Below are 25,052 nucleotides of genomic sequence, written 5' to 3'. Positions count from 1 at the left end.
TTTTCAGAAAAGGTATGAATACCTTTTTCTGTTTTTAAATAGTCAAATATAGCTTCCCAATCATGAGGTTTTATGTGATACATCATTTTGGTAGTTTCTCCTCTGTCTTTCAAACGAGAAACTACCACTTTCCATTTTATTTCAATAGCTTAAAAATTTTTGTCCACACAACCTAATGATTTCTTTAAAAATTAAAAGTTTTAAGGAAGGGAAAAGTATTATGTTTGCAGTTATTTATCGACGTTTTATTTTGCCTGGTCGAGACGAGGAATATCAACAGTTATGGCATAAGATTGCAATGTATTTTAAAGATCATGGAGGTGCTCTTGGATCTTGCCTTCATAAAACAGAAAAAGAAAACGAATGGGTTGCCTATTCAAGATGGCCTGATTCAAAAACACGAGAAAAGAATTGGGTTCAAAAAGAAAGCCTTCCCGAAGAGATTAAAATAGCCATTCAAAAACTTAAAGACTGTATGGATGATACGAAGCCGCATGAAGAAATTTGTATGAGCGTCATAGATGACTTACTTTTAAAATAATCTTTTGAATTATGTTAAAAAACCTTTTAAGTTTTCTTTTGTAACTTCAAATTCAATATTAAAATATTCTTTTAAAACAAGTTTTAAAGCAAAATACGTGGGATAATAATTTTCTGTAAGGTCGTCTGAAATAAGACAATAAAAGTATTTTCTGATAATCTTTTTGCCTGTTTTGGTCATAGGAGGCGAACTTTGTTTTTTAAGTCCTCTTTTTTTTGGGGAACGTATTTCATATTCTTTTGCAAAATATTCTCTAAAGCTTTCTTTGTATTCTTCTGAAAAGAAAGGATTTTTTTCTTCGACATAGTCTCTTAAGAGAAGAAAAGACGGATGGTCTTTCCCCAATTTTTTAGCAACAAACGTATAATCGAGAACATTGAAATAGAATTTAAAAAGAAGATTTAATCGAACTGTTGTGTAGGGAAGAGTTACAACACCTCCTTTTAAAGGGCATAGAAGGTTCCATGTGAGTGTTGAAACGCACGGATAAGTAAGGAGGGATACACTTTCCTCTGGAAACTGATCAAGTAATCCTGGACCTGTGCAATAAATAATGCGATCTGTGGAAAAGCTTTTTTTATTATGAAGATCCTTTAAAGTGGATGATAGTGTTTCTTGAGTAAGAGAAACAATAGATCTGTATTGATATGGAAAATAGGAACAAAGACCAAAAACATTTGTGGAAGATGAAGTACAAAGATAATCTAAGATCTTCATACAGAAAATCTTATTCCATGAAGAAACCACAGGTTCTTCTTGAAATTCAAACGTAAGCATATCATTGATGCCCTTTTGCCGCACCAGTTTTGAAGAATGTTCTTTATCAGGAGAAGTAAAAACAGCTTTTAAAAATTCATCAGGGCAGGTTTCGCATCCATACGCAAAAGTATCAATATCAGAGTAAGTAATATGAAATTTTGAGGGATTTTTAGAAGGAGTTTGAGAACGCATTCCCATCATTATTCTATAAAAGTCACTTGGAATTGCTGGATTGCCGCCTTGCATATTTGAAAGAAGAATAGAAGGCGTTTGGATTCAGGAAAATTGCCTAACTCTTTGAGGTAGGCTTCCACATCGTTCGTTATTTGCGTTTCAATTTCCTCACTAAAGAAGATAAAAAATTTGGAAGGATGCCTTTTTTGAAGATCTTGAAGCCATAGATTTGTTCGAAAAGTGAGAAAATCCATAACAAAATGTATATCTGGCACAAGAGGATCTTTTAAAAGCTGCTGAAGGTAAAGTTGAAAGCTTTCTGAATACTGTGCGCCTATCTTAACTTGTGTAGATTGTCCTTGAAGGGTACAATCTTCAAATTTTACACCCGAAGCCCAAAAAAAGTGAAGTTGGTAATGCGTGTTTCTTTGGAGCCATAGGGGGTTAATTCTGGGTATTTGAAGAGGATCTTGCTTTTTTTCATCAGAAAGACAACAAAGCTTATCAGTCATCGCAAAAGCATAACTTTGGAAAAAAACTAAAAAGAGCGCCACAAAGACTTTTATAAAAATCATAAAAACATAAATTTCTTAAAAAAATAAATCCTGATTAAAATATGATTTATATATAAATATGCTTTTAGATGTATTCAAGTATTAAATGCAAAAAAAGCACCATATATGGATTTAACCCGTAAATAAAATCTGGTGAGCTTTTATCGTTATATCAAGAGTTATCACCTAAAACAGGACTCTTTTATCAGGCTCATATTAAATGAAAAAAATTAAAAATTAAGATCTACAATGATAATTTTTACGTCGAATACATTTAGAGAGTGAATCATCAAGTTCAATTTGAATGGTAACGTGATCTATTTGAAAATCACGTTTCAATACGTTAGAAAGTGTGTTGATAAAATCATCTCCCGGGTGTCCACCAGGGGTTAGAAGGTGAGCTGAAAGTGCAACCTTGGTTGTGCTTATAGCCCAGATATGCAAATCATGCACTTCTTTAACGCCTTTAAGAGTGCTTAAATAGTTTCTTACCTTTTGTGGATTGATTTCTTTAGGAGTAGCATGCACAGATAGATTGAAAGAATCTTTCAAAAGACTCCATGTGCTTAGCATAATAATAATTGAAATAATAAAACTAACAAGTGGATCAATCCAGAGCCATCCTGTTTTTAGCATCAAAAGTGCAGAAATAATAATTCCAAAGGAAATCAATGCATCCGAAGCCATATGTAAAAAGGCTCCTCGAATATTTAAATCTTTGTGACGTCCTGGCATAAATAAAAGAGCTGTTATCCCATTAACGACGATGCCAATTGTTGAAACAGTAATAACAGTGCTTTCAGAAACTGGAACCGGCGCTGAAAAGCGTTGGATGGATTCCCACCCAAGCGCTCCTGTTACCATTAATAAGAGGAGAGCATTCAGAAGTGCTGAAATAATGGACGTACTTTGAAGACCATAACTAAATCGTTCAGAAGCTTTACGTTTAGAAAGCAGAATCGCTCCCCAAGCAATAAAAAGACCTAAGACATCACTAGCATTATGCCCGGCTTCTGTTAAAAGAGCTAAAGAATTGGCATGCAATCCATAGATAACCTCAGCAACAATAAAAATACTATTTAAAAGAATACCAATGATGAAGGCTGTATTAAAATTCTCAGGTGTAGAGTGATGGCAATGAGAATGTGTATGTAAATGAGAGGAATTTTGATCTAAGGTCATGGGGGATGCCTTTCTGCTTTAACATACATTAGATTGAGCATTCTTATAAAATATATCATGATGACTTTTTTCTTGCGAGTCCTCTTTTAAAAAGGAGGGGGGCACTCATAAAAATTCTTATCGTAATTCAATTGATTTAAAAAGAGAGAAACTTTAAGATACCAACTGAAATACTTTGTAAATCATTGGTGTAAGAGGACGAAGAGAATTCAATGAGTCGGACAGCAACTGCAATTTTATCCACGGAAAATCTTTTACATAATCTCACAGTGATAAAAGAAAAGGTTAAAGGTGCAAAAATTATTGCGATGGTAAAAGCGAATGCTTATGGTCATGGTATTCGGTCTGTTGCCTTAAGACTCGATAAGCATGTTGATATGTTAGGTGTTGCCTCCATAGATGAGGCTATGGCCTTGCGCAAAATTGGCGTTAATGCGCCGATCTTGCTCTCTGAAGGTATATTTGAACCAAATGAACTTTTGGTAGCTGCAACAGAAAAATTTCATGTGGTTTTTCATAATGAATTGCAAGTAGAATGGCTTGAAAAAGCGTCGTTGCCACTTCCTTTGGAAGCTTGGATTAAAATTAACACAGGTATGGGAAGGTTGGGTTTTGAGCTTGAACAAGCAAAGAAGTTTTATAAAAGAATTATGGATTCTTCATCCATTGTTTCACCTGTAAAAGTCATGTCTCATTTTGCATGTTCTGATGATAAAGATCATCCTTTAAATCAACAGCAGATTCATTTGTTTAAAGATTTTATTAAAGATATCCAAAGTGAATTTAGTCTTTGTAATTCAGGAGGAATTTTTAATTTTCCAGAATATCATTATGATTACGTGAGACCTGGTCTTGCCCTCTATGGTATTAGTCCTCTTTTAGGAAAATCAGCCCAAGATCTTAATTTAAAGCCAGTTATGACGCTTCAGACAAGTTTAATTTCTACGCAAGTCTTTAAAAAGGGGTCATCTGTGGGGTATGGCGCACGCTACCAGTGTCCTGAGGATATGCCGGTTGGAATTATTGCTTTTGGGTATGGGGATGGATATCCCATTACAGCTCAGGATGGAACACCTATTCTTGTAAATAATATTGAATGCTCTTTAATTGGACGTGTTTCTATGGATATGATTGCTGTTGATCTTAGGCATTGCCCCCATGCTAAAATCGGAGATCCTGTGGTGCTCTGGGGAGCAGATCTACCTTTAGAACGTGTGGTCTCTCACACATCAAACATAACATGGGATCTTTTAACCGGTGTTCAAAACCGTGTAAAATTTCTCTGGACACGGTTAAATTAATGCCTATTTCTCAAAAAACGCAGCCTATTGGTATATATGATAGTGGAATTGGAGGCTTAACAGTTTTAAAAACACTCCAAGAAAAATTCCCCCATGAGAATTTCATTTACTTTGGCGACACACTTAATCTTCCTTATGGTACAAAATCACAAGATCAAATTATAACCTATTCTCGAAATATTATGACCTGGCTCCAGCAAGAAGCCAAAGTAAAATTGGTTGTGGCAGCTTGTCATACAAGCTCTGCTCTTGCATTGGAAGAAATTTCACAAGGATTTGTGGTTCCTATTATCGGAACAATTCTTCCTTTGGTAAAAAATATTTTAAAAAAAGAAAATATGAGAAAAATAGGGATTATTGCAACACCGGCTTCTGTAAAAAGTTTAATGCATGAAAAAATATTAAGAAAATCAGGATTTCAAGGAGAAATTCTTTCGATTGCGTGTCCTGCGTTTGTTCCTTTGATAGAGGCTGAAGAGTTGAATAAAAATGTTTTAAAAGAGCATGCAGAAGATTATTTAAAAATGTTTATTGATCAAAAATATGACACGCTCATTTATGGGTGCACTCATTATCCTTTTATTAAATCGCTTATCGAAGAGATTTTACCTCTTTGGGTCACTCAAATAGATCCCGCCGAATATATGGCATTAGAGGTTTTCGAAATTCTTTCAAAAAGGGATCTTCTCAATGAACAAACTTTAAAGGGACACCACTCTTTTTTTTGTAGTTCTGAGCCATATATTTTTACTAAAAAAATACAAAAATTGATGGAATTTGAAGGATCACACAGTGTTTTAAAAGATGTCCATTCATTTTAAAAGAATGTCTAAGCATCTTTTAACTTTCTAATAAGAGTAATTTCATTAAAAAAGAGGACTCCGTGGCAAGAAATATATATGACAATTGCCCTTAAAACTTTAGGAGCAGGTATGCTGCTTGGTTTGATTTTTGAAAGTTTTGATTTGTCGAGAGAAAAAGCTTTGATTAATGGGATGATTCAAAAAATTTATTTGAGGAAGACACTATGACTAAAAGTATTATCAATCAAGAGTACAATACGTTTCTTTCCGATCTTAAAGAGCGGGTTGTATCATCCAGGTATAAAGGGGCTTTGAGTGTTAATCGGGAGCTAATTCTGCTTTATCATTATATTGGCATGCAAATAATTGATGCGCAAAGCAAGCAAGGCTGGGGAACGAAAATTATTGAACAATTATCGAAGGATCTACGGTCTGAATTTCCCTATATGAAAGGCTTTAGCCCTCAAAACTTGAAATACATGCGCAAATTTGCTGAGGAATATAAGACAGATGAAATCGGTCAACAGGCTGTTGACCAAATACCTTGGGGTCATATTGTGACCTTGATATATGCTATTTCAAGTAAAAGTGAGCGACAGTTTTATATCCATGGGACTTTACGGATGGTCTCGCAATATTTTATCGATACAAATTGAAACTAATTTATTTAAACGTCAAGGAAATGCGGTGACAAATTTTGTGGATAAATTGCCTGCACCACAATCTGATCTTGCGCAAAACACATTAAAAAATCCTTATTTATTTGATTTCTTGAGCCTTGGAAAAAATGCGCATGAACGCGAGATAGAAAAAGGATTAGTGGCCCATATTGAGAAATTTCTTCTTGAGCTTGGTGAAGGTTTTGCATTTTTAGGTAGGCAATATCACCTTCAAATTGAAGATCAAGATTTCTACATTGATCTGTTGTTTTACCATATCAAATTGCGCTGCTTCGTGGTGATCGAGTTAAAATCTGGAAAATTTAAGCCCGAATATGCAGGGAAAATGAATTTTTATCTTTCTGCAATTGATGATTTGCTGCGTGGTCCTGGTGATAGCCCTTCAATTGGCCTTATTTTATGCCGCTCGAAAACTTCAGTTGTGGCTGAATATGCTCTGCGTGATATGACAAAGCCTATAGGCCTTGCTGAGTATAAACTGCAGAATGCGCTGCCAGAGAATCTTAAAACTGCATTACCAACTATTGAAGAGCTAGAAGCTGAGCTTGCAAAAGATTTAGGAGGCGGAATAATACAACAAAGATTCATTTTAAAAAAGTAACAGGAGCTCATTTAGATAGCATCTTTTAACTTTCTAATAAGAGTAATTTCATTAAAAAAGAGGAAGACATGTCAAGAAATATATATCTGACAATTGATGATGCTCCTTCAAAACATATGAAAAAGAAGGTGGATTTTTTAGAAGGTCATAAAATTCCAGCGCTCTTTTTTTGTCGAGGAGAATTTATTCCTTTGTATAGAGATCTTGTCATTGATGCGATTCAAAAAGGGTTTCCCATTGGGAACCATTCATATTCACATCCTTATTTTTCTTCTATTTCTCTTGAAGAATGCTTTAAAGAGATTTTAAAAACAGAAGAACTCATTGACGCTTGTTATAAAACTGCAGGGATTGAGAGGCCATTTAAGGTTTTTCGGTTTCCTTTTGGAGATCGTGGAGGAGGAGAAGGCATTTTAAAGATTGAAGAGAATAAAGTTGAAAAGATTCAAAATTTTATAAAAGATTTAGGGTTTGTAAGTCTCAAATTTCAACATAAAAATCCAGATGAATTTGTGGATATTCTTTGGGATTGGGATACAGAAGATTACAAGGCACCTCTTATTCAAAATTCTGAAAAATACTTAAAAAAAATTGGAAGAATTTTGGGAGAAAACGCATGATGACACGTATGTTTTGCTTCACCATGATTTTAATCATACGCATCATTTATTTGAAATTACAATGAATTTTTTAAAAGAGAAGAAAGTGAATTTCTTACCAATGATATGAGTATTCTCCTCGTAATTATTTGTTTTATTTTCATATAAATCAATATTTACTAAATTAAAGTGTGTTTTTTGATTTTTATCTCTTAAAAATTGATAATCGTGTTAATAACATAAAATGGAATAAAAGATTTAATAATGTCCTTTATAGTTTCTCTTAGATTTTTAGTCTTCTTTTTAATGCCTCTGTTTGTATCTTTTAGTCTGTGCGCTTTTCAGGACATATATGAAGACCAAAAGAACCTAGAAACCCAAAGAAAAACTGCTGTCAATGTATTAAAAAATACCTCGGGTGTGGAAAAAGAAGAAGAAATAGAGGCTTTGTTTGCAAAGCTTCCTTTGTGCTTAGAGCCTGATATGCTCTCTCTTGTAGGATGTTATATGTCAACTAGGTTTCTCTAATTTTGAAGCCTTTGCAACCATTCTTCCTCCTTTTTAGGACCCAGATACAGTTGTACATTACATTTGTATACAACGGATACCTTTCATAAACTCTCAAAATTTAAATTGTCAGGAATTTTTACTAAGTTTTGTGTTTTTTAAACCAGAAGTTCCTGTCCCTTATGAATTTTTAAATATTGGAGCGCAATATCTTTGGAAAACGAGAGACTCTTACCAAAAATTAAATAATGTTCTCTCAATTTTACAAACTGAGGGCTGGCTTCATTATGTCCAAGAAGGGTATTGTCTTAACAAAAAAAATACAACGAGCTTTGCTGCAAATATTTTTACCCGAGGCTCAGCAACAAGGCGCAAATAAGCTTTTATATCTTTTTCATGAACAAGTAACTAAAACACCTAAATCTCAAGATGCCTTTCCCTGGAGAGATGCTTTATGCCCCCATGTGGAGGATTTTGTAATTTGCGAGAAGGCCTTATTCCTCTCGCTGAGAAAAGGAAAGTAGCGCAATTGTATGTGACTTTGGGACACATAAAAAAACAACAAAAAAAACTCCAGAGTGCTTTTTATGCCTATCAGAACAGCTTGACTCTTGTACGCAAATACAATCTCAAAAGGTCTTATGAATCTATGCCAAATTATTATATGAGTCAGATTTACAAAGAACTTGGTGATATACCTCTTCAAATCTCTTATCTTCAAGCTGCAATCCTTAGTGCGCGTCATATACATCCTCTCCCACTTTTTGTGATAGACTATTTGCAAGCTCTGGGAGAAGCCTTTGAAAATACTCGTCAATACGAACAGCAAAGAGCAGCTCTTGAGGAGGCCTTATCCCTTTTAAGGACGTGCTATCCAAATGAATCCAAAAGGTATTCTCTTGCACTTTATGATCTTGCCCATGCCTACGGACATCTGTGTAATTATGACGCGCAATTAAGATACCTCAATGAATCTCTTATTATAGACATGCAGCTTTCAAACTATAAGGATTGTGCTCTCGCTCATTTCTCAATGGCGCAAGTGTGGGAGAAAATGAACCAATATGACCATCAAGCAGCGTCTTTGAAGCAAGCTCTTGATGTGTATCATGTCTATGCCCTTCCGGAGGATATCCTGCTTCTTTCTATAAGAATTGCGCTTGGAGACACATATAAAAATTTGAATTGCTTCGAGGCTGCTCAAGAACTTTTATTAAATGTACTTTCACATCCTCTTAGCCATACAGATCCCGAAGAGAGGACCCATACATATCTGGCTTTAGGAAGCCCTCTATGTAAGAATGGAACGTCATGAAGACGCTCTAAAAACACTGGAGGAAGGATGGGAGTATTACCAAAAAACCTTAAAATACAACCCTACGACTGCCAATAGAGGCATCCTTTTAAATCTCTTAGCAAGTGTTTGTTTTAAGAAGGCTTCTGCTTCTTGGTCTGCCAATCCTCTGCAAGCAAATGACTGGTCTCGAAAGGCTTTAGAATACTTAAAAGAGGCCTATAGTATATTTATAGCGACACATTCTCTTAATCACCCAGAGGCTGAACAGACACGGAAAGTTCTTGAGGAATACAAGATTCTTTCTGCTGAAGAGAGGCCTCAAGCAGAGGAAGATGGGCCTGCCTCAGCTAGGAAAAAGTAATTACGATGTTCTAAAATTCATTCTTAAACTCAAAATTTTAAAAAAGAACCCTTTCCTATCTTTTTGTCTTTTTAGGAAATAATAAACACACTAAAAATTTCGTTACTATTTCCATTGTATTGACTTCGCTGTCTGAAAGCTTAGGCTTAAGCCTTCTTTGTTGTAATATCTTTTTCTATTTTTTTTGTATAATCATCTAGTAGATACTATACATTAATGATAGATTCTTCTATGCACTCGATCTCTTGTTGTAACGATTTGTGTTGTTTGCATCTAAATTAATATTTACAGAATTAGAGTGAGTCTTCAATTCTCTTCTTTTTTAGCCATTAAAAGTTGGGAATCGCGTTTATATGGATCATTTTAAATGGATGGACTTTTTCTAAATAATAAAAAATAAGGTAAACTTATGGAATATTGCGCTTTTAAAAAAATAAAAACAGACACTTTATGTTTTTTTAGAACTTTGAAACTTGTTTTTTTTCTATTTTTTCCTTTATTTTTAGAAGGTTGTTCTAAAAAGGAGATTTCTCCTGCAAAAGGAGACTTTTCTCTTTCTTATCAGCAAAAAATGGAAGAAATGGAAAAAAGTATGAATCCATTTTTTCAATTAATGGAACAAGCGGCAGAAAAAAATCTAAAATATAATCCTCAAGACGTTTCTTATAAATTTTCTCAAAAAGAAAATCACTGGGGATATGAATCTCAACCCTTCAAAAATTATAGTCAAAGTTCCAATATTTGGGAGAAATTTATAAATCAAAATTTACAATCTTTAAATCATGCGTCCCAATCTCCCGAAGATATGTCTCAGCTGAGAAGGGGTCATCATCGAAGAGATCATTATTGGAGAGGGGGAGGAGGAGGTGGATGGCGGCGGTATCATGGCAGCAGAAGAGGCTGGAGAGGGGAAAGAGCTTTTAAAATGAGAAGAGAAGGTGGCTCAATGCAAAAAGGGGGTGCCATGGAGCCTTCTTTGCAAAAAGAACTCCAAATGCAAAATTTTTCTAAGAAAGCAATACAAAATAAAGAGGCGTTAGCTGGAACACTAATAAAAAGCTCTCAAAAAAGGCATTTATCTCAACAGTGTATTAAGAAAAATGGAGAAAAAAGTGGGTCTCAAATGCTTCATGGCGAGAAATCTCAATGTTCTATTTAAGCTGTTGAGTATTAAGTAAATATAAAAGTAAGATTTTCCTAATAAAAAATATTTCTTGTCTAATTTCATCATTTCTTTAAAAATTTTTTAAACGTTCAAAAGCTTTCCAAAAAATAAAGAGAGATAAGGGTCGTTATGAAATTTTTCTAAAATATTCTATCTTCAACAGAGGTTAGTTGAAGGTTTTTGAAGAAATATTAAAGAAAAAAAGACCTTATTTATTAGCTCTGTTGTGTAAGTCGATTTCGCTTGTTTTATACTCGGGTTGCTGGGGTGTTTTTAATAACAAATTTGACTTACGGAGCAGGTCTATTTTGTTTTTTTCTTTTTTTTGAAAAAGGATGTAACAGAGTACCAAAAAATAATTAAGATAAGTAACTTAAGAGCTGATTCTAAAGCAAGCATATGATTAACTTCCCTGATATAGATTTTAGTTTTAAGTTTTTATAAATATAATATGTTTTTTAAGAAATATCTACCTAATATTATTAATTATATAATTAATTTATAGAAATACTATATTTAGTTGTTGATTAATATATAAAAAATAAGATTAAAAATTAATCGTAAATTATGAATCTTACTTTATATTTTATTTTTTATTTGGATTTTGAAATCCGTAAGGCATTTAAAATAACAGATACAGAACTTAATCCCATTACAATACTTGCAAGCATAGGGTTTAAAAGAAGGCCAAAAAAAGGATAAAGAATACCTGCTGCAATCGGAATGGAAAGCCCATTATAAATAAAAGCTAAAAATAGATTTTGTTTTATATTTAACATCATGTCTTTGCTTAATTTTTTTGCTTTTATAATTCCTTTTAAATCACTCGACATTAATGTAATATCAGCACTTTCAATAGCAATATTACTTCCTGTTCCCATGGCAATCCCAACATCAGCTTGGGAAAGTGCAGGCGCATCATTAATGCCGTCTCCAACCATTGCAACTTTCTTTCCTTCATTTTGAAGTTGTGTAATAAAATCATACTTTTGTTTGGGAAGAACACCAGCTAGTACAGTTTTAATGCCAGCTTCTTTTGCGATCGCATGAGCCGTTATAGAATGATCCCCTGTAAGCATAATAACATCGAGCCCTTCATTCTCGAGTATTTTTATAATGGTTGATGTATGGTCTTTCATAACGTCAGCAACAGAGAGGAATCCAGCAAGTGTTTTTTCAATGGCTAAAAAGATAAGAGTATGGCCTTTTTTTTGTTCTTTTGTAATTCTATCTAGGAAATTGGATAAGTTAATCCCTAAATGTTGCATCATTTCACCATTTCCGAGAGAAACTTTTTTATTTTGAAGTGTCCCGGTTAGTCCCCTTCCTGGAATTAATTTAAAGTTTGTAAGAGGTAAAAGCGTTGCTTTTTCATGATTTGCTGCTTCTATAATTGTTTTAGCAAGAGGATGCTCGCTCTTTTTTTCAAGGCTTGCTGCATAAGAAAGGATCTCTAATTTACTCATTGAGGTTGAAGCAGGGACAACAGAAATTAATTGGGGCTTTCCTACTGTTAATGTTCCTGTTTTATCAAAAATCAAGGTATCTGTTTTATTGAAAGTTTCAAGGACTTCTGCATTTTTAATTAAAATGCCTTCAAGCGCGCCGCGTCCAATGCCCACCATAATAGACAAAGGTGTTGCAAGACCAAGTGCACAGGGACAAGCAATAATTAAAACAGAAAGAGCAGACAAAAGAGCATATCCTATTTTTGGTTCAGGGCCAAATATGCCCCACATAAAAGCAGAAAGAAAAGCCATAAAGATAACAAGAAAAATAAAATATTGTGAAATTGTATCTACAAGACGTTCAATAGGAACACGTGTTCTTTGAGCTTTTGAAACGAGCTGGATAATTTGTGCAAGAAGCGTGTTTTCCCCAACACGTTCCGTCCGCATCAAAAAACTTCCCAGTCCATTGAGGGTTCCACCGACAACATGCGCATTTACAGATTTAAAAAGCGGTAAAGATTCTCCTGTAATCATGGATTCGTCTATTGAGCTTTCTCCTTCAATAATAATGCCATCGGTGGGGATTTTATCACCTGGAAGAACTCTTAATATGTTACCAATTTCTATAGAGCTTAAGGGAACATCTTCTTCTGTTCCGTCGTTTTTAACGAGATGTGCGATGCTCGGAGATAATTGTAAAAGCTTTTGAATGGCTAAATTTGTTTTCGATCTTGCTTTGAGTTCAAAAATTTGTCCAAGAAGAACAAAAGTAATAATAAGCGCGGCTGTTTCAAAATAGACATTAAGCGTCGTTTTCAACCCAAAATTATGAAAAGATACTGAAAATAAGGTAATAAAAAGGCTATAAAGATATGCGGATCCAACTCCCATCCCAATAAGTGTAAACATGTTAAGCGAACGATTTTGGATCGATAGTATGGCGCGTTTAAAAAATGGCCAACCGCACCATAAAACAACGGGGGTTGAAAAGATTAATTCTATCCATGGCATAGAAAATGTTTGTGTCCATCGTATGGGAATGATGTGACTTCCCATTGTAAGAATTAAAAGAGGAAGAGAAAAAATACATGAAATCCAAAACCTTTGCATCATATCTTTAAGCTCTGAATTCTCGTCAAGTTGATTAACTAAGACATTTTCAGGTTCAAGAGCCATCCCACAAATAGGGCAAATTCCAGGTCCTTGTTGTTTGATGTTTACATGCATGGGGCAGGTATAAATATCTGAGGGAAACTTTTTAATCTTATGATAGAGAAGGTCTTTATTTTTTACATCATGCCAGCAAGAAGAAGCCGTTTTATTGGCTAGAGTTGTTTTATCCTCTTGCGGGGTAAGAAAATTTTTAAGATGGTCCATCTTTTTTTTCATCAGGTGCTTCCTTTTTTGTTTTTTATGAAAGATGATGAATATGGGAACTATTTAAATATTTTAATAATTTAAAGTTATAATAGTCAATAAATTTTTATTTTATATAAAATAACACATTGATTTTATTTTTTATTAAAAATGATTTTTAATTCAGTATACAATAAAAAAATATTAAATTATTTTTTTATTTTTATTGGTATTCTAAAATATATTGATTTAAATTTTTTTACTTATATTTTATAAAATAATTATAAGTTATTATTTTAGATGAATATAAAAAGATTTTTTAAATTAAGATTTAAGAGGAGTAATAAAATCAATATTAAAAAGGAAGGCAGGCCTCATTTTGGAAAGATTTTCAAAATTTTTGAAAATTGACTTCTAAAAATGTAAATCTTCAGGTAGGTTAAGGGTGGTTATGACTTTACTGATGCTTGAGAAACAATAGAGAAGATTGATGCGTTATATAAAAAGATTAATGCCCCTCATTATGATGAGTGCGGTTCCTTTTTTACCGGGATGTGCGCCGTTTTCGACAATTCATGGGAATTTACCAGATGTGGAAACGGTCTCAAAAATTAAAAAAGGAGAAACCACAAAGGCTCAAGTTCTTGAAATTCTTGGACCTCCAACAAGCATTGCCCCTTTTGATCCAAAAACATGGTATTATATAGGGGAGAGGGTTGAACGTGTTGCGTTTTTTGATCCTGATGTTAAAGAAAAAGAAGTCTTTGTTTTAGTGTTTAATGATGAAGATATCCTTGAAAGCTTTACACCGATTGATGCTCCTCATGATTTTGAGCTTCAGCCAAACACACGTAAAACAAAAACATTGGGCCAAGATCCAAGTCTTATGCAGCAAATGTTTGGAAATTTTGGAAAATTTAGTCGCCAAAAAGAAACTAAGAAATAAAAAAAGGAATAAACTATGTCAGATTTATCAATTCTTCTTGAAGTTTTATCCCATGGGCACGGGCTTCCTCTTCCTGAACATGCAACTGAAGAAAGTGCTGGGTTTGATTTGAGAGCCGCCATTGAAGGGACTGTTCTTTTAGAGCCTGGGGCTCGGTTTTTGGTTCCTTGTGGGTTTTCTATGAAAATACCCAAAGGATTTGAAGGACAAATTCGAAGCAGATCTGGATTATCTTTAAATCACGGAATTGTTGTTTTAAATGCACCTGGAACGATAGATTCAGATTACTATGGGGAAATAAAGGTTCTTCTTGCAAATCTGGGATCAATAGAATTTGAGCTTACGAGAGGATTGAGATGTGCACAAATGGTAATTGCGCCGATTCAAAAATGTCGCTTTACCGTAACAACAAGTCTTCAAGAAGAAGGAACTTCTTCTAAAAATGCCCGGGGTATAAGTGGATTTGGGTCAACAGGCGTTGATTAAGAAAATTTAAAGAGCGAGATGTTGGGGATTTTCATTTTGAGGAAGGAGAAGAATTCGATCTTCTGAATGATGAAGGTTAAGACGCCTTCCAGCTTGTTCTTCAAGTAAATCTGGATTAATAGGATTTTTCATTTGCTTTACCCAGGTCTCTAAAGCGTCTTCTTCCATTTTAAGGGTTTTGAGGGTTTTTTGATGTTCTTTTAACGCCGCATCTAAATGACGCCATGCAATGAGGCCGTGCTCTCCTCCAATCAAATGATATACAAAATAAACAAGAATAAATCCTGTAAATAAATAAGGCCAAGAATTTCCAAAAAAATCTTTAATCTCGCGCAACATGTTTAAAATCTTGTTTTAGTGAGAAGGTTTTAAGAAGCGTTGGAAGCATGCTTTTCCAGAAAATCGAGCTGTTTTTCCAAGTTTCTCTTCAATACGTATGAGTTGATTATATTTTGAAATCCGATCAGTTCTGGAAAGTGATCCCGTTTTAATTTGTCCACAAGAAAATCCAACAGATAGATCCGCGATAGTTGTATCTTCTGTTTCACCAGAACGATGAGAGAGAATGGCTGTGTAAGAATTACGTTTTGCTATATCAATTGCTTCCCAAGTCTCCGTTAATGTTCCAATCTGGTTGGGCTTAATAAGAATAGAGTTTGCTAAATGATGTTCAATGCCCTGTTTAAGTCGCGTAGGATTTGTTACAAAAATATCGTCACCGACGAGTTGGATTTTTTGGCCTAAAGTTTCAGTTAAAAGTCTCCATCCTTTCCAATCATCTTCTGCCATACCATCTTCAATTGAAATAATAGGGTATTGACGAATAAGGTTTTCATAGTAAGCAATGAGGTCTTCTGTATTAAAGACTTTTCCTTCTCCTTTAAATTGATAACGACCTTCTCGGTAAAGTTCTGTTGAAGCGACATCAAGTGCGAGTGCAATATCTTCTCCGGGTTTATAACCCGAGCGCTCAATTGCTTTTAAAATAAATCCGAGAGCTTCATCGGAGCTTTTCAAATAGGGAGCAAATCCTCCTTCATCTCCAACGTTTGTTCCGAGTCCGTTTTCAGAAAGAATTTCTTTTAAGTTATGAAAAACTTCAGAGCCCATGCGTAAGGCTTGGGAAAATGTTTTTGCTCCCCAGGGAACGATCATAAATTCTTGAATATCAATAGGATTATCTGCATGGACACCGCCATTAATAATATTCATTAAAGGGAGAGGAAGAAGATTTGCATAGACGCCTCCAACATATTGAAACAAAGGGATTCCAAAAGCCTGAGAAGCTGCATGTGCATAAGCAAGGCTAACACCTAGGATAGCATTTGCTCCAAGATGGGACTTATTAGGTGTTCCATCAAGGTCTATAAGTGTCTGATCTAAAATAAATTGATCGAGGCCAGGAACATTCAAAAGTGCTGGGCGGATAATACCTAAGATATTTTCAAGAGCACGTCTGACACCTTTTCCTTTAAATCTGTTTTTATCTCCATCCCTAAGTTCCAGCGCTTCATGCGTTCCTGTCGATGAGCCTGATGGTATTGAAGCCCTGCCGCAAGAGCCTGAATCCAGAAAGATTTCTACTTCAAGAGTTGGAAATCCCCGACTGTCTAAAATTTCCCGTGCCTTAATATCTGTAATTTTGGTCATTCTTAAATCCTTTTTTATAATTTAAAATAGATAAAATTTTTAACAAAGTTTAAGGTCTTGTTTAATCAAGTCATCAATTCTTTGAAGCGTTTCTAAGAGAGAAGCCATGTCTTTTAAGAAAACCATATTAGGCCCATCACTGGGTGCGTTATCAGGATCTTGATGTGTTTCTAAAAAAATTGTACTAATTCCAACGGCAACTGCAGCCCGTGAAAGAATTGGGACAAACTGACGTTCTCCTCCACTTTTTTCACCAAGCCCACCCGGTTGTTGGACAGAATGGGTTGCATCAAATACAACAGGACAGCCAGTGGTTTCCTTTAAAATTGGAAGAGAACGCATATCAGATACAAGTGTATTATATCCAAAACTCGTGCCACGTTCGCATACGAAAATACGATTATTTCCGGCATTTTTAACTTTTTGAACGATGTTTTTCATATCCCAAGGTGCTAAGAATTGCCCTTTTTTGATATTAAGAGCGCGATTTGTTTTTGCCGCTGCCACTAAAAGATCTGTTTGGCGACATAAAAAAGCTGGAATTTGAAGAATATCAACAACTTCGGCAACGATGTCACATTGCTCGACACTATGAACATCTGTCATAACAGGACATCCAATCGTCGAACGAATTTCTTCAAAAATAGCGAGAGACTGTTCTAGTCCAAGGCCCCTTGGTGTCGAGCCACTCGAACGATTGGCTTTGTCAAATGATGTTTTATAAACAAATCCCATTTTAAGCTTATCTGTGATTTCTTTAAGAGAATGAGCCATATGAAGAGCATGTTCTCTGCTTTCAAGGGCACAAGGTCCAGCAAAAACTGTTAAGGGGCTTTTATTAGAAAAAGTTATATTTCCAACAGTAAAAGTTTCTTGTATCACTTAAAATCTCCTGATTTATTTAATTTATGAGTGCGTGAGGCTTTTATAAAAGACTTAAAGAGAGGATGGGGATTAAAGGGTCTTGATTTTAGCTCAGGATGAAATTGAACAGCAATAAAGAAAGGATGGTTGGATCTTTCTATGATTTCAGGAAGTTTCCCATCAGGAGACTCTCCAGAAAATCGAATTCCAGCAGATTCAAGTTGAAGCTTATAATGAGAATTTACCTCCCATCGATGACGATGGCGTTCATTGATACATGTTGCATGACCATATATATCTGAAATTATAGACCCTTTTTGAAGAACACACGGATAACTTCCTAAACGCATCGTTCCTCCTAAATTATCTTGTCCTGTCCTTAATTCTTTTGCTCCATCTTTTTCCCATTCTGTAAGAAGTGCAACGACTGGATTTTTACAAGGTCCAAATTCTGTCGAATTTGCATCTTCAAGTTTTAAAAGATTTCGGGCAGCTTCAACAATGGCCATTTGAAGGCCGAAACAGATTCCCAAAAAAGGAATATTTTGGACACGTGCATATTCAATGGCTCTTATCTTTCCTTCTGCACCTCGTTCACCAAATCCTCCTGGGACAAGAATACCATCTGTCTCTTTAAACAGATCAGAAAGAGACAAAGCATCTCCTTCAAGATCTTCAGAATTGATCCATTTAATGGAAACTTTTGTTTCATTTGCAATGCCACCATGGACAAGAGCTTCTAAAAGAGATTTATAAGCATCTGGAAAGCCCGAATATTTTCCTACAATGGCAATTTTTACGGATGCTTTTGGATGGTGAATCCGTTGATCAATTTCTTGCCAACATTCAAGATTAAGGGGATGATCTTTAGGATTAATTTTGAAATATTTAAGAACTTCTTCATCAAATCCTTCTTTGTGATAATTAAGAGGAACTTGATAAATAGAATCAACGTCGCTTGCAGGAATGACACATTCTGCCTTAACATTACAAAAGAGAGCTAATTTTTTTCGAGCGTCTTGAGGAATGGGAAGATTAGATCGACATAGAAGAATATCTGGTTGAATTCCCATGCTCAAAAGTTCTTTGACAGAGTGTTGAGAGGGTTTTGTTTTAATTTCTCCGGCCGTTTGAATATAAGGAAGGAGTGTTAAATGAATAAAAAGCGTTTGAGATTTTCCAATCTCATTGCTAAATTGTCGAATGGCTTCAAGAAAAGGTAAGCTCTCAATATCTCCAACCGTGCCTCCAATTTCAATAATTAAAAAATCAGGGGGGTTATTTTGATCTAAATCAGCTTTTATGAAGTCTTTAATTTCATCTGTGATGTGAGGGATGACTTGTACGGTTGCTCCAAGGTATTCTCCACGGCGTTCTTTTGCAATAACAGAAGAATAAATACGTCCCGTTGTAATGTTATCGCTTTGGCGGCAGTCAACACCTGTAAATCGTTCATAATGTCCAAGATCAAGATCTGTTTCTGCGCCATCTTCAGTTACAAAAACCTCTCCATGTTGATAAGGGCTCATCGTGCCCGGATCGACATTTAAATAGGGATCAAATTTACGAAGCCTTACCGTAAATCCACGTGCTTGTAAAAGAGCAGAAAGAGCAGAAGCTGCAATTCCTTTTCCTAAGGAAGAAACAACGCCTCCAGTTATAAAAATAAAACGTGTCACAGAAAACTCCTTATTAAAAGTACTTCCTGTTATACGCCGATGACTCCTCTAAGATCAAGGGGTCTTTCTGAAAAATTAAGGCAGAAAATTATATGGAAAGAATTTTTTTTTTCACTTAAGGTAGAAATGAGCTTATAACTTTTGATGGAAATAAAAAATGTGCTGGTTTTTGAAATATACTTTGATTTTACTTGGAATCGGATTGACCAGACTAACATATGCAGAGGCTCCTATGATTTTAACAAGTCCCGCTTTTAAGAATGGTGAACATCTTCCACGCATGTATACTTGTGACGGCGAGAATATTTCTCCGCCTTTCTCTTTTGGAGAAATTCCGAAGAATACAAAATCTCTTGTTTTTATCCATGATGATCCTGAAGCGATTGCTGGAAACTGGACCCATTGGATACTTTTTAATCTTCCGCCTTCTTTAAATGGCCTTGAAGAGAATATAAAGAAATTGCCAAATGGCGTAAAAGTCGGAAAAAATAGTTGGGGAAAGTTAGAATATGGTGGTGCCTGTCCTCCGGATAAGGAGCATCGATATGAATTTAAGCTTTATGCTCTTGATTGTATTTTGTCCCTTGAAAATGGAGCTTCAAAAGAAGAAGTTGAGCAAGCAATGGTTGGGCATGTTCTTGAAGAAGTTCTTTTATCAAGCCCTTATAAACGTCCTTTTCATTGAATCTAAAAAAGTGTCTTTTTCTTTTTTTCTTCCAGAAAATGTTTCTAAAAAAGATATCTTAAGTCCTCATCATCTTCTTGTGGTGGATGATGATATGCGTTTGAGAGATCTTCTTTTTAAATATCTTCAAGAAAATGATTTTGTTGTGGCTCAAGCACAGAATGCTGAAGAAGCCTTAAATCTGCTAGACCAAATTAAATTTGATCTTATTGTTCTAGATATTATGATGCCTGGACAAACAGGACTTGAACTTTGTGACCATCTACGAGACCTTAACAACACAGTTCCTATTCTTTTTTTAAGTGCCCAGGGTGAAGTCAATCATCGATTAGAAGGATTTGAAAAAGGGGGGGATGATTTCTTACCGAAGCCTTTTGAGCCGAAAGAATTACTTTTGCGTATACATTCTATTTTACGCCGTGGACGCCCTCTGGTACAAAAGGAAATAAATATTTCTTCTCCAAAAAGGCTGATGTTTGGAGAGTTTTTATTCGATTTAGAAACCTTGCAGTTAACTGAAAATAAAAAGAGAATTCCCTTGACTGAGGTAGAGCGAAAAATTTTAAGATGTCTTATGGAAACGCCCAAAGAATGTCATACACGTGAAAGTATTGCACAAAAGGTTTCTTTAGGAGCGAGTGCGCGGTCTATTGATGTTCAGATTGTCAGGCTAAGACGTAAAATTGAGAAAGATCCAAAATTTCCAAGATATCTTCAAACAATACGCCACAAAGGATATGTTTTTATTCCATGAAATTTTCTCTTTTTTCTTATCCACGTAAAATTCTACCCAAATCTCTTTATGGGCGTGCTTTTCTTATTATTTTTGCGCCTCTTGTTTTCGTTCAAATTATCACAACATATGTTTTTTTAGATCGACACTTAACGTCTGTAACGCACCTTCTCGCGCAAGCTATTTCTTCAGAAATTTGTGTTGCGACAGAAATTTACCAAGAAGCTCTTTTAAAAGGTAAATCTTTAGAGTCTCATGATCTTTTAAATATATTTTCTAGATCAGAGCGTAAAATTTTATCAACTTTAAATTTGAAAGTCCAATATGTTCCTGAAAAACAACTCTTAAAAAACTCTAAAAAAATGTTGTATCGGTATCCTTGGGCAGATGAAATTTTACTTAAAAATTTAAGTGAAAAATTATTTTTTCCTTTTGTTTTGCTCTCAGACTCTGAAAACATTTTTGTCAATATTGAGCTTTCAAAAGGATTTTTAGAAATTTCTTTACCTTATAAAAGACTTATGAGTAAAACAACGACTCTTGTTCTTCTCGGCACCTTTGGAGCTTCTGCACTTTTTTTAACAATTGCTCTGCTCTTTATGAGGAATCAAGTAAGGCCAATTCAAAAATTAGCTGAAGCAGCTGAACAATTGGGAAAAGGTCAAAACGTATCAGGATTCCGTCCGCAAGGAGCGCTTGAAGTTAGAAAAGCTGGGCATTCATTTCTTTTGATGAAGGAACGTATTCAACGACAAATTACGCAGCGAACTGAGATGTTGGCAGGAATTTCCCATGATCTTAAAACGCCTCTTACGCGTATGAAGCTACAATTAGCACTTTTGCCGGAATCTCAGGATACGCATTATTTGCATGAAGACATCCAAGAAATGGAATTTATGATTAAAGAATATCTTGACTTTGTAAAAGGTGAGGGAGAGGAAAAACCCATCTTAACGGATGTTATTCTTCTTGTAGAAAATGTTATTGGAGATATCTATCGAACATCAAAAAAAGTTGATATTAAGCTTGATTCTTCCATAAAGTTTCCTCTTTTTCTTGAGGTGAGGCCGCATGCTCTGCGCAGATGTTTTGCAAACCTTCTCGAAAACGCGCAACGGTACGCTAAGCATGTATGGGTTTCTATGGAGATTAAACAAGGCTTTTTATTAACTCATATTGAAGATGATGGCCCCGGTATACCAGAAAGTGATTATGAAAATGTATTTAGGCCTTTTATGAGATTAGAGGGATCTCGTAATTTAAGTACGGGCGGTGTTGGCTTAGGACTTACAATTACGCGTGATATTGCAAGAGCTCATGGGGGAGAAGTTATTCTTTCAAAAAGCAGTTATGGTGGATTAAAAGCAACATTAAAACTTCCCATGTAAGAATTATTAAAAATTACATAAAATTTCTTTCCTTTAAGCGAAAGTTAAATTTAAAATAAATAAAAAATCATAGGGAGGAAGGGAGAAAGAAAATGATATTAAAGTTTATAAAAATAACATCCTTGAAAATTTTAAGGATAGGAACATGTCTTTCATTTTTCTTAGCATTTAATCTTGAGGCAAATACATGCAAAGATAAAGAAAACTGTCAGGTAGAAGCGTCACCTGAGATAAACACAGCAATTGCAATGCTTGTTAAAATGGCAAGAGATAATGAAAAGTTTATCAATATGAATGATGCAAATCATTTTAATGCATTTATTGATCAGCAAAATCCCCGTGCAACCGTTGTAATGTGTGTAGATTCACGTGCTCATGTTCATGCCTTCGATGAAGCGCCTGATAATAATGTTTTTAAAATTGCTAATTTATCAGGTCAATATGACTCAAGTAGTGGGAGTATTAAATATGGAATTCTATATACTAAAACACCTCTTCTTATGGTTATAGGACATGATGATTGCGGCGCTGTGAAAGCACGAACCAACTTAAAACAAACTGTTTTTGATGAAGATATTAAAGAAGCTCTGAAAGGTGTTGAAGTTTTGGATCAAACATCTATGTCAGAAAAGGATTTTCAAGATAAGAAGAAAAAGAAAGCCTTTAAAGAAATGGTTCATAGAAATACACTCTATAATATTCACCGCCAAGTTGATAAATGTTTAGGAGCAACCGGAGGAAAGGAAGAAGGAAATGTATCTTTTCGTAAGCTTGTTGAAAACGGTAAATTAATTATTGTTGGAGCAATTTATGATATTGAAGATAGAGGAAAGCAAGGTCACGGGAAATTGCGCCTTATTAATGTTTGGGATGCGGAGCGCGCGAGACTTTCTAAAGGCTCAAGTTTTATTGAGGGGCAGGCTCCGACTGATCGAAAAGTTCGAAAATTACGTGAGGAAACAAAAGAAAATCCTTCTCTTTATTTGGAGGAGGGGGTTATTGAAGACGCCGTTTCTCGTTTGAAGAAAAAAATTAATGAAGCAAGAACGTTATAGGTATTCATAAAGAATGACAGTTTAGAAAAGTTTTTCTTATTTTTTTGATATCAACTATGGTGTCATGATGTTATAGAAAAAGAAACAACTTTAGAGCGTATAAATGATAAGTTTTTTTCAAAAAATGAATATTGTCTTTCTTGTTATGGGAATCTTATTTTTTGGCAGAACCTATGCAGATCAATCTGGGCAAAAAAATTCAACAAAAAAGGAACTATTATCCTTTACGCTGCCTTTTTCATCTGGAGGACAAGGAGATAAATGTTCCTCTCAAAGGGGAAAATTTTGTGAAGAAGAATCTGATCAGTCTTCTAAAAGAAGGCTCAATTCATTCCTAAGAAGCGATTGGGATAATAATGTCATAATGACACGTTATCAAGTTGAATTTCCTTCTCATCAACCCAATCAGATTGCACTTTCAGAGTATGAAAAATCTAAATATAGCCCTCTTTCAATGGCAAAAAAATCAATGTAAGTTTATTTGATTTTTATCGTTCAAAACTTGCTCAAAACATAATATTGAAGAGAAGCGTTGTGCGTAAAAAAAGAAGATTCAATAAAGGGCTGGTGTGTGGTAAAGACGTATACCATATTTATCGAAAAAAAAGAGAAAAAAGATGATCAGTTTAACCTTTGAAGAAGTCAGATCTAATCTTCATAGATTAATTGATAAAGTTGTAGAAAGTCACCTTCCACTTCTTATAAAAGGAAAAAAGCATAATGCTGTTCTTATCTCTTAGGAAGATTGGAGCTCTATTCAAGAAACTTTGTATTTGACATCTATACCAGGAATGTCGGAATCCATCATTGCAGGTGGAAAAGAACTTCTTTCAGGGTGCTTTCAGAAGATTTCATTTTGGCCCAGGAAATAATTTTAGCTCTGTAATTGTGCATGGTTGATCTCCACGTAATTCCAGCGAAAATCAAAGATAATTACTATTAATATCAAAAAGTAAGGATTTTCCTAATTTCCGAAAGCTCCGCGCTTTCTTCTATTAAGTTAAGAACGTAGCCGTCTCCCGTAAGTAATTTTTGAAGTTAGAAATAAATAAAAAACAGATTAAAAAGCAGTTATAACTCTAAATATTCACCTAAAATGATCTTGACAGTTGGTATAAATATATTCCATAAATAAGTATATATAAGGAGGTTTTGAAATGATTGGAGCAGCAGAAATAGCAGGAGTGATGGGCGGAAAAGAAATTCTTGGACGAGAAATTAGGGCTAATTATGATTTAATGGCCTTAATCGAAGAGGGCATTCCTAAAAAATCACTTAGAACAATTTTAGAAGATTTGGGTCAAGAAAAAAAAATTTATGAAATTATTCCTGAGGGAACATACAAAAAGAGAAAAAACATATTTAAACTGGCCGAAAGTGAGCGAGTAGAACGGTTGGCGCGTGTGTATGCTACAGCGATACATGTTTTTAATGAGAAAGAAGCGGCAGTTGCATTTATGGTGTCTCCTCACCAATTGTTTGGAGGAAGATCTCCTTTAAGTATATCAAGAACAGAACGTGGGGCACGAGAGCTTGAGGAGATGCTCTGGCAAGTATATTTTGGGCTTCCAGTTTAAATGACGACTTTAATTGTCTATAGAATTTCAGATAGCCGATATCCTATCTTTGATGGAACAGGAGCAATGATTAACGGCGGCAGGTGGAATTCTCCAGGAAATGCCGTAATATATGCTTCATTATCTTTTTCTTGTGCATTGTTGGAGATTCTTGTGAGGGTTGGCCGTGGTGGTATTCCAAAGAATCAAAAATATGTAAAAATAGAGATTCCGAATACTATTAAAGGGGAAAAGATTGATTCTTATAAATCTGGTATAGAAGTACGAAAAATGGACATACTGGATTGTCGAACTCTTGGAGATATTTGGTATTCAAAAAGAAAAAGTGCTTATCTTATTGTTCCGTCAGTGGTTGCCCCAGAAGATTCCAACATTATTATAAATACACAACATCCAGATTTTCATAAAATAAAAGTCTCGACTCCTTTAATGATAGAATGGGACGAGCGATTGTTTAGATAATGTCAGAAAAAAACTTTGAAGTGATTCTACTTTAAGATATTACACACATTATGCTGATTTGGAAATAAAACAAATATCCAAAATGCAATAAAAGGGCTCTGTCATAAGAGGTAAGAGCATTTTTTCTTTCCTAAAGATCACTAGGTTGTGTGGACAAAAATTTTTAAGCTATTGAAATAAAATGGAAAGTGGTAGT

The 25,052-nt window shown here is 34.8% G+C and carries 25 protein-coding genes and 2 pseudogenes; 19 read left to right on the top strand and 8 right to left on the bottom strand.

Going from position 1 to position 25,052, the window contains the following annotated elements; all coding sequences use genetic code 11:
• Positions 1-220 precede the first annotated feature (220 nt).
• Positions 221-541, top strand: coding sequence for an antibiotic biosynthesis monooxygenase (locus JSS34_04185; GenBank protein ID MBS0185527.1), 321 nt, complete (start codon positions 221-223; stop codon positions 539-541).
• Positions 542-550: 9 nt separating this feature from the next.
• Here the strand turns inward: JSS34_04185 and JSS34_04180 are convergent, their stop codons facing one another.
• From JSS34_04180 to JSS34_04170, 3 genes are all read right to left on the bottom strand, one after another.
• A complete protein-coding gene (locus JSS34_04180; GenBank protein MBS0185526.1) occupies positions 551-1,492 on the bottom strand; it encodes a hypothetical protein in 942 nt (313 codons plus the stop codon).
• Positions 1,493-1,500: 8 nt separating this feature from the next.
• Positions 1,501-2,049, bottom strand: a complete 549-nt coding sequence (locus tag JSS34_04175; protein ID MBS0185525.1) for a hypothetical protein — start codon at positions 2,047-2,049, stop codon at positions 1,501-1,503.
• Positions 2,050-2,265: 216 nt separating this feature from the next.
• Positions 2,266-3,210, bottom strand: coding sequence for a cation transporter (locus JSS34_04170; GenBank protein MBS0185524.1), 945 nt, complete (start codon positions 3,208-3,210; stop codon positions 2,266-2,268).
• 212 nt (positions 3,211-3,422) lie between these two features.
• On the opposite strand from JSS34_04170, the gene alr reads away from it, so the two are divergent.
• The 8 genes and pseudogenes from alr (at position 3,423) to JSS34_04130 (ending at position 10,518) form a co-directional block, all read left to right on the top strand.
• Complete coding sequence (gene alr / locus JSS34_04165; GenBank protein MBS0185523.1) at positions 3,423-4,511, top strand: alanine racemase; 1,089 nt, start codon at positions 3,423-3,425, stop codon at positions 4,509-4,511.
• Complete coding sequence (gene murI, locus JSS34_04160; GenBank protein MBS0185522.1) at positions 4,511-5,332, top strand: glutamate racemase; 822 nt, start codon at positions 4,511-4,513, stop codon at positions 5,330-5,332. Before alr ends, murI begins: the two co-directional genes overlap by 1 nt.
• A gap of 206 nt (positions 5,333-5,538) precedes the next feature.
• Positions 5,539-6,595, top strand: a pseudogene (locus JSS34_04155) (DUF1016 family protein).
• A gap of 68 nt (positions 6,596-6,663) precedes the next feature.
• Positions 6,664-7,215 (top strand): polysaccharide deacetylase family protein, encoded by a 552-nt coding sequence (locus JSS34_04150; protein MBS0185521.1) that lies wholly within the window; start codon positions 6,664-6,666, stop codon positions 7,213-7,215.
• A 637-nt stretch (positions 7,216-7,852) separates the two neighbouring features.
• Positions 7,853-8,080: a hypothetical protein gene (locus JSS34_04145; GenBank protein MBS0185520.1), complete on the top strand. Its 228-nt coding sequence runs from the start codon at positions 7,853-7,855 to the stop codon at positions 8,078-8,080.
• A 75-nt stretch (positions 8,081-8,155) separates the two neighbouring features.
• Entirely contained in the window at positions 8,156-9,016 is an 861-nt protein-coding gene (locus tag JSS34_04140) for a hypothetical protein (GenBank protein MBS0185519.1), read from the top strand.
• Positions 9,003-9,359, top strand: coding sequence for a hypothetical protein (locus tag JSS34_04135; protein MBS0185518.1), 357 nt, complete (start codon positions 9,003-9,005; stop codon positions 9,357-9,359). Before JSS34_04140 ends, JSS34_04135 begins: the two co-directional genes overlap by 14 nt.
• A 592-nt stretch (positions 9,360-9,951) precedes the next feature.
• A complete protein-coding gene (locus tag JSS34_04130; GenBank protein MBS0185517.1) occupies positions 9,952-10,518 on the top strand; it encodes a hypothetical protein in 567 nt (188 codons plus the stop codon).
• A gap of 599 nt (positions 10,519-11,117) precedes the next feature.
• Here the strand turns inward: JSS34_04130 and JSS34_04125 are convergent.
• A complete protein-coding gene (locus tag JSS34_04125) occupies positions 11,118-13,202 on the bottom strand; it encodes a copper-translocating P-type ATPase (protein ID MBS0185516.1) in 2,085 nt (694 codons plus the stop codon).
• A gap of 619 nt (positions 13,203-13,821) precedes the next feature.
• Here JSS34_04125 and JSS34_04120 point away from each other — a divergent pair.
• Entirely contained in the window at positions 13,822-14,277 is a 456-nt protein-coding gene (locus JSS34_04120) for an outer membrane protein assembly factor BamE (protein MBS0185515.1), read from the top strand.
• A 15-nt stretch (positions 14,278-14,292) separates the two neighbouring features.
• Positions 14,293-14,763: a dUTP diphosphatase gene (dut, locus tag JSS34_04115; protein ID MBS0185514.1), complete on the top strand. Its 471-nt coding sequence runs from the start codon at positions 14,293-14,295 to the stop codon at positions 14,761-14,763.
• Between the two features lie 6 nt (positions 14,764-14,769).
• Here dut and JSS34_04110 read toward each other — a convergent pair whose 3' ends face one another.
• Genes JSS34_04110 through JSS34_04095 form a run of 4 tightly spaced genes read right to left on the bottom strand, consistent with a single transcriptional unit; the run spans position 14,770 to position 18,956 of the window.
• Complete coding sequence (locus JSS34_04110; GenBank protein ID MBS0185513.1) at positions 14,770-15,102, bottom strand: septum formation initiator family protein; 333 nt, start codon at positions 15,100-15,102, stop codon at positions 14,770-14,772.
• Between the two features lie 15 nt (positions 15,103-15,117).
• Positions 15,118-16,413 (bottom strand): phosphopyruvate hydratase, encoded by a 1,296-nt coding sequence (gene eno / locus JSS34_04105; protein MBS0185512.1) that lies wholly within the window; start codon positions 16,411-16,413, stop codon positions 15,118-15,120.
• Between the two features lie 39 nt (positions 16,414-16,452).
• Positions 16,453-17,295: a 3-deoxy-8-phosphooctulonate synthase gene (gene kdsA / locus JSS34_04100; protein ID MBS0185511.1), complete on the bottom strand. Its 843-nt coding sequence runs from the start codon at positions 17,293-17,295 to the stop codon at positions 16,453-16,455.
• A complete protein-coding gene (locus JSS34_04095; protein ID MBS0185510.1) occupies positions 17,292-18,956 on the bottom strand; it encodes a CTP synthase in 1,665 nt (554 codons plus the stop codon). Before JSS34_04095 ends, kdsA begins: the two co-directional genes overlap by 4 nt.
• Positions 18,957-19,188: 232 nt before the next feature.
• On the opposite strand from JSS34_04095, the gene JSS34_04090 reads away from it, so the two are divergent.
• From JSS34_04090 to JSS34_04055, 8 genes and pseudogenes are all read left to right on the top strand, one after another.
• The gene (locus JSS34_04090; GenBank protein MBS0185509.1) at positions 19,189-19,641 is read left to right on the top strand and encodes a YbhB/YbcL family Raf kinase inhibitor-like protein; all 453 of its coding nucleotides are present in this window, start codon (positions 19,189-19,191) and stop codon (positions 19,639-19,641) included.
• Positions 19,589-20,395, top strand: a complete 807-nt coding sequence (locus JSS34_04085; protein ID MBS0185508.1) for a response regulator — start codon at positions 19,589-19,591, stop codon at positions 20,393-20,395. The genes JSS34_04090 and JSS34_04085 overlap by 53 nt, the downstream gene beginning before the upstream one ends.
• Positions 20,392-21,762, top strand: coding sequence for a two-component sensor histidine kinase (locus JSS34_04080; GenBank protein ID MBS0185507.1), 1,371 nt, complete (start codon positions 20,392-20,394; stop codon positions 21,760-21,762). Before JSS34_04085 ends, JSS34_04080 begins: the two co-directional genes overlap by 4 nt.
• Positions 21,763-21,854: 92 nt before the next feature.
• Complete coding sequence (locus tag JSS34_04075) at positions 21,855-22,817, top strand: carbonic anhydrase (protein MBS0185506.1); 963 nt, start codon at positions 21,855-21,857, stop codon at positions 22,815-22,817.
• Positions 22,818-22,920: 103 nt separating this feature from the next.
• A complete protein-coding gene (locus JSS34_04070) occupies positions 22,921-23,292 on the top strand; it encodes a hypothetical protein (protein ID MBS0185505.1) in 372 nt (123 codons plus the stop codon).
• A 142-nt stretch (positions 23,293-23,434) separates the two neighbouring features.
• A pseudogene (locus tag JSS34_04065) lies at positions 23,435-23,689 on the top strand (type II toxin-antitoxin system Phd/YefM family antitoxin).
• Positions 23,690-23,974: 285 nt separating this feature from the next.
• Positions 23,975-24,394 carry a DUF2384 domain-containing protein gene (locus JSS34_04060; GenBank protein ID MBS0185504.1) on the top strand — a complete coding sequence of 140 codons (420 nt, stop codon included), beginning with the start codon at positions 23,975-23,977 and terminating at the stop codon, positions 24,392-24,394.
• Complete coding sequence (locus JSS34_04055) at positions 24,395-24,856, top strand: RES domain-containing protein (protein MBS0185503.1); 462 nt, start codon at positions 24,395-24,397, stop codon at positions 24,854-24,856. It abuts the gene before it with no gap.
• Positions 24,857-25,052: the final 196 nt, after the last annotated feature.

This window comes from Pseudomonadota bacterium, assembly GCA_018242545.1.
GTDB lineage: Bacteria > Pseudomonadota > Alphaproteobacteria > 16-39-46 > 16-39-46 > 16-39-46.
The sequence above is the reverse complement of the archived record's forward strand: the minus strand, read 5'-3'. Positions and strand labels throughout refer to the sequence as shown.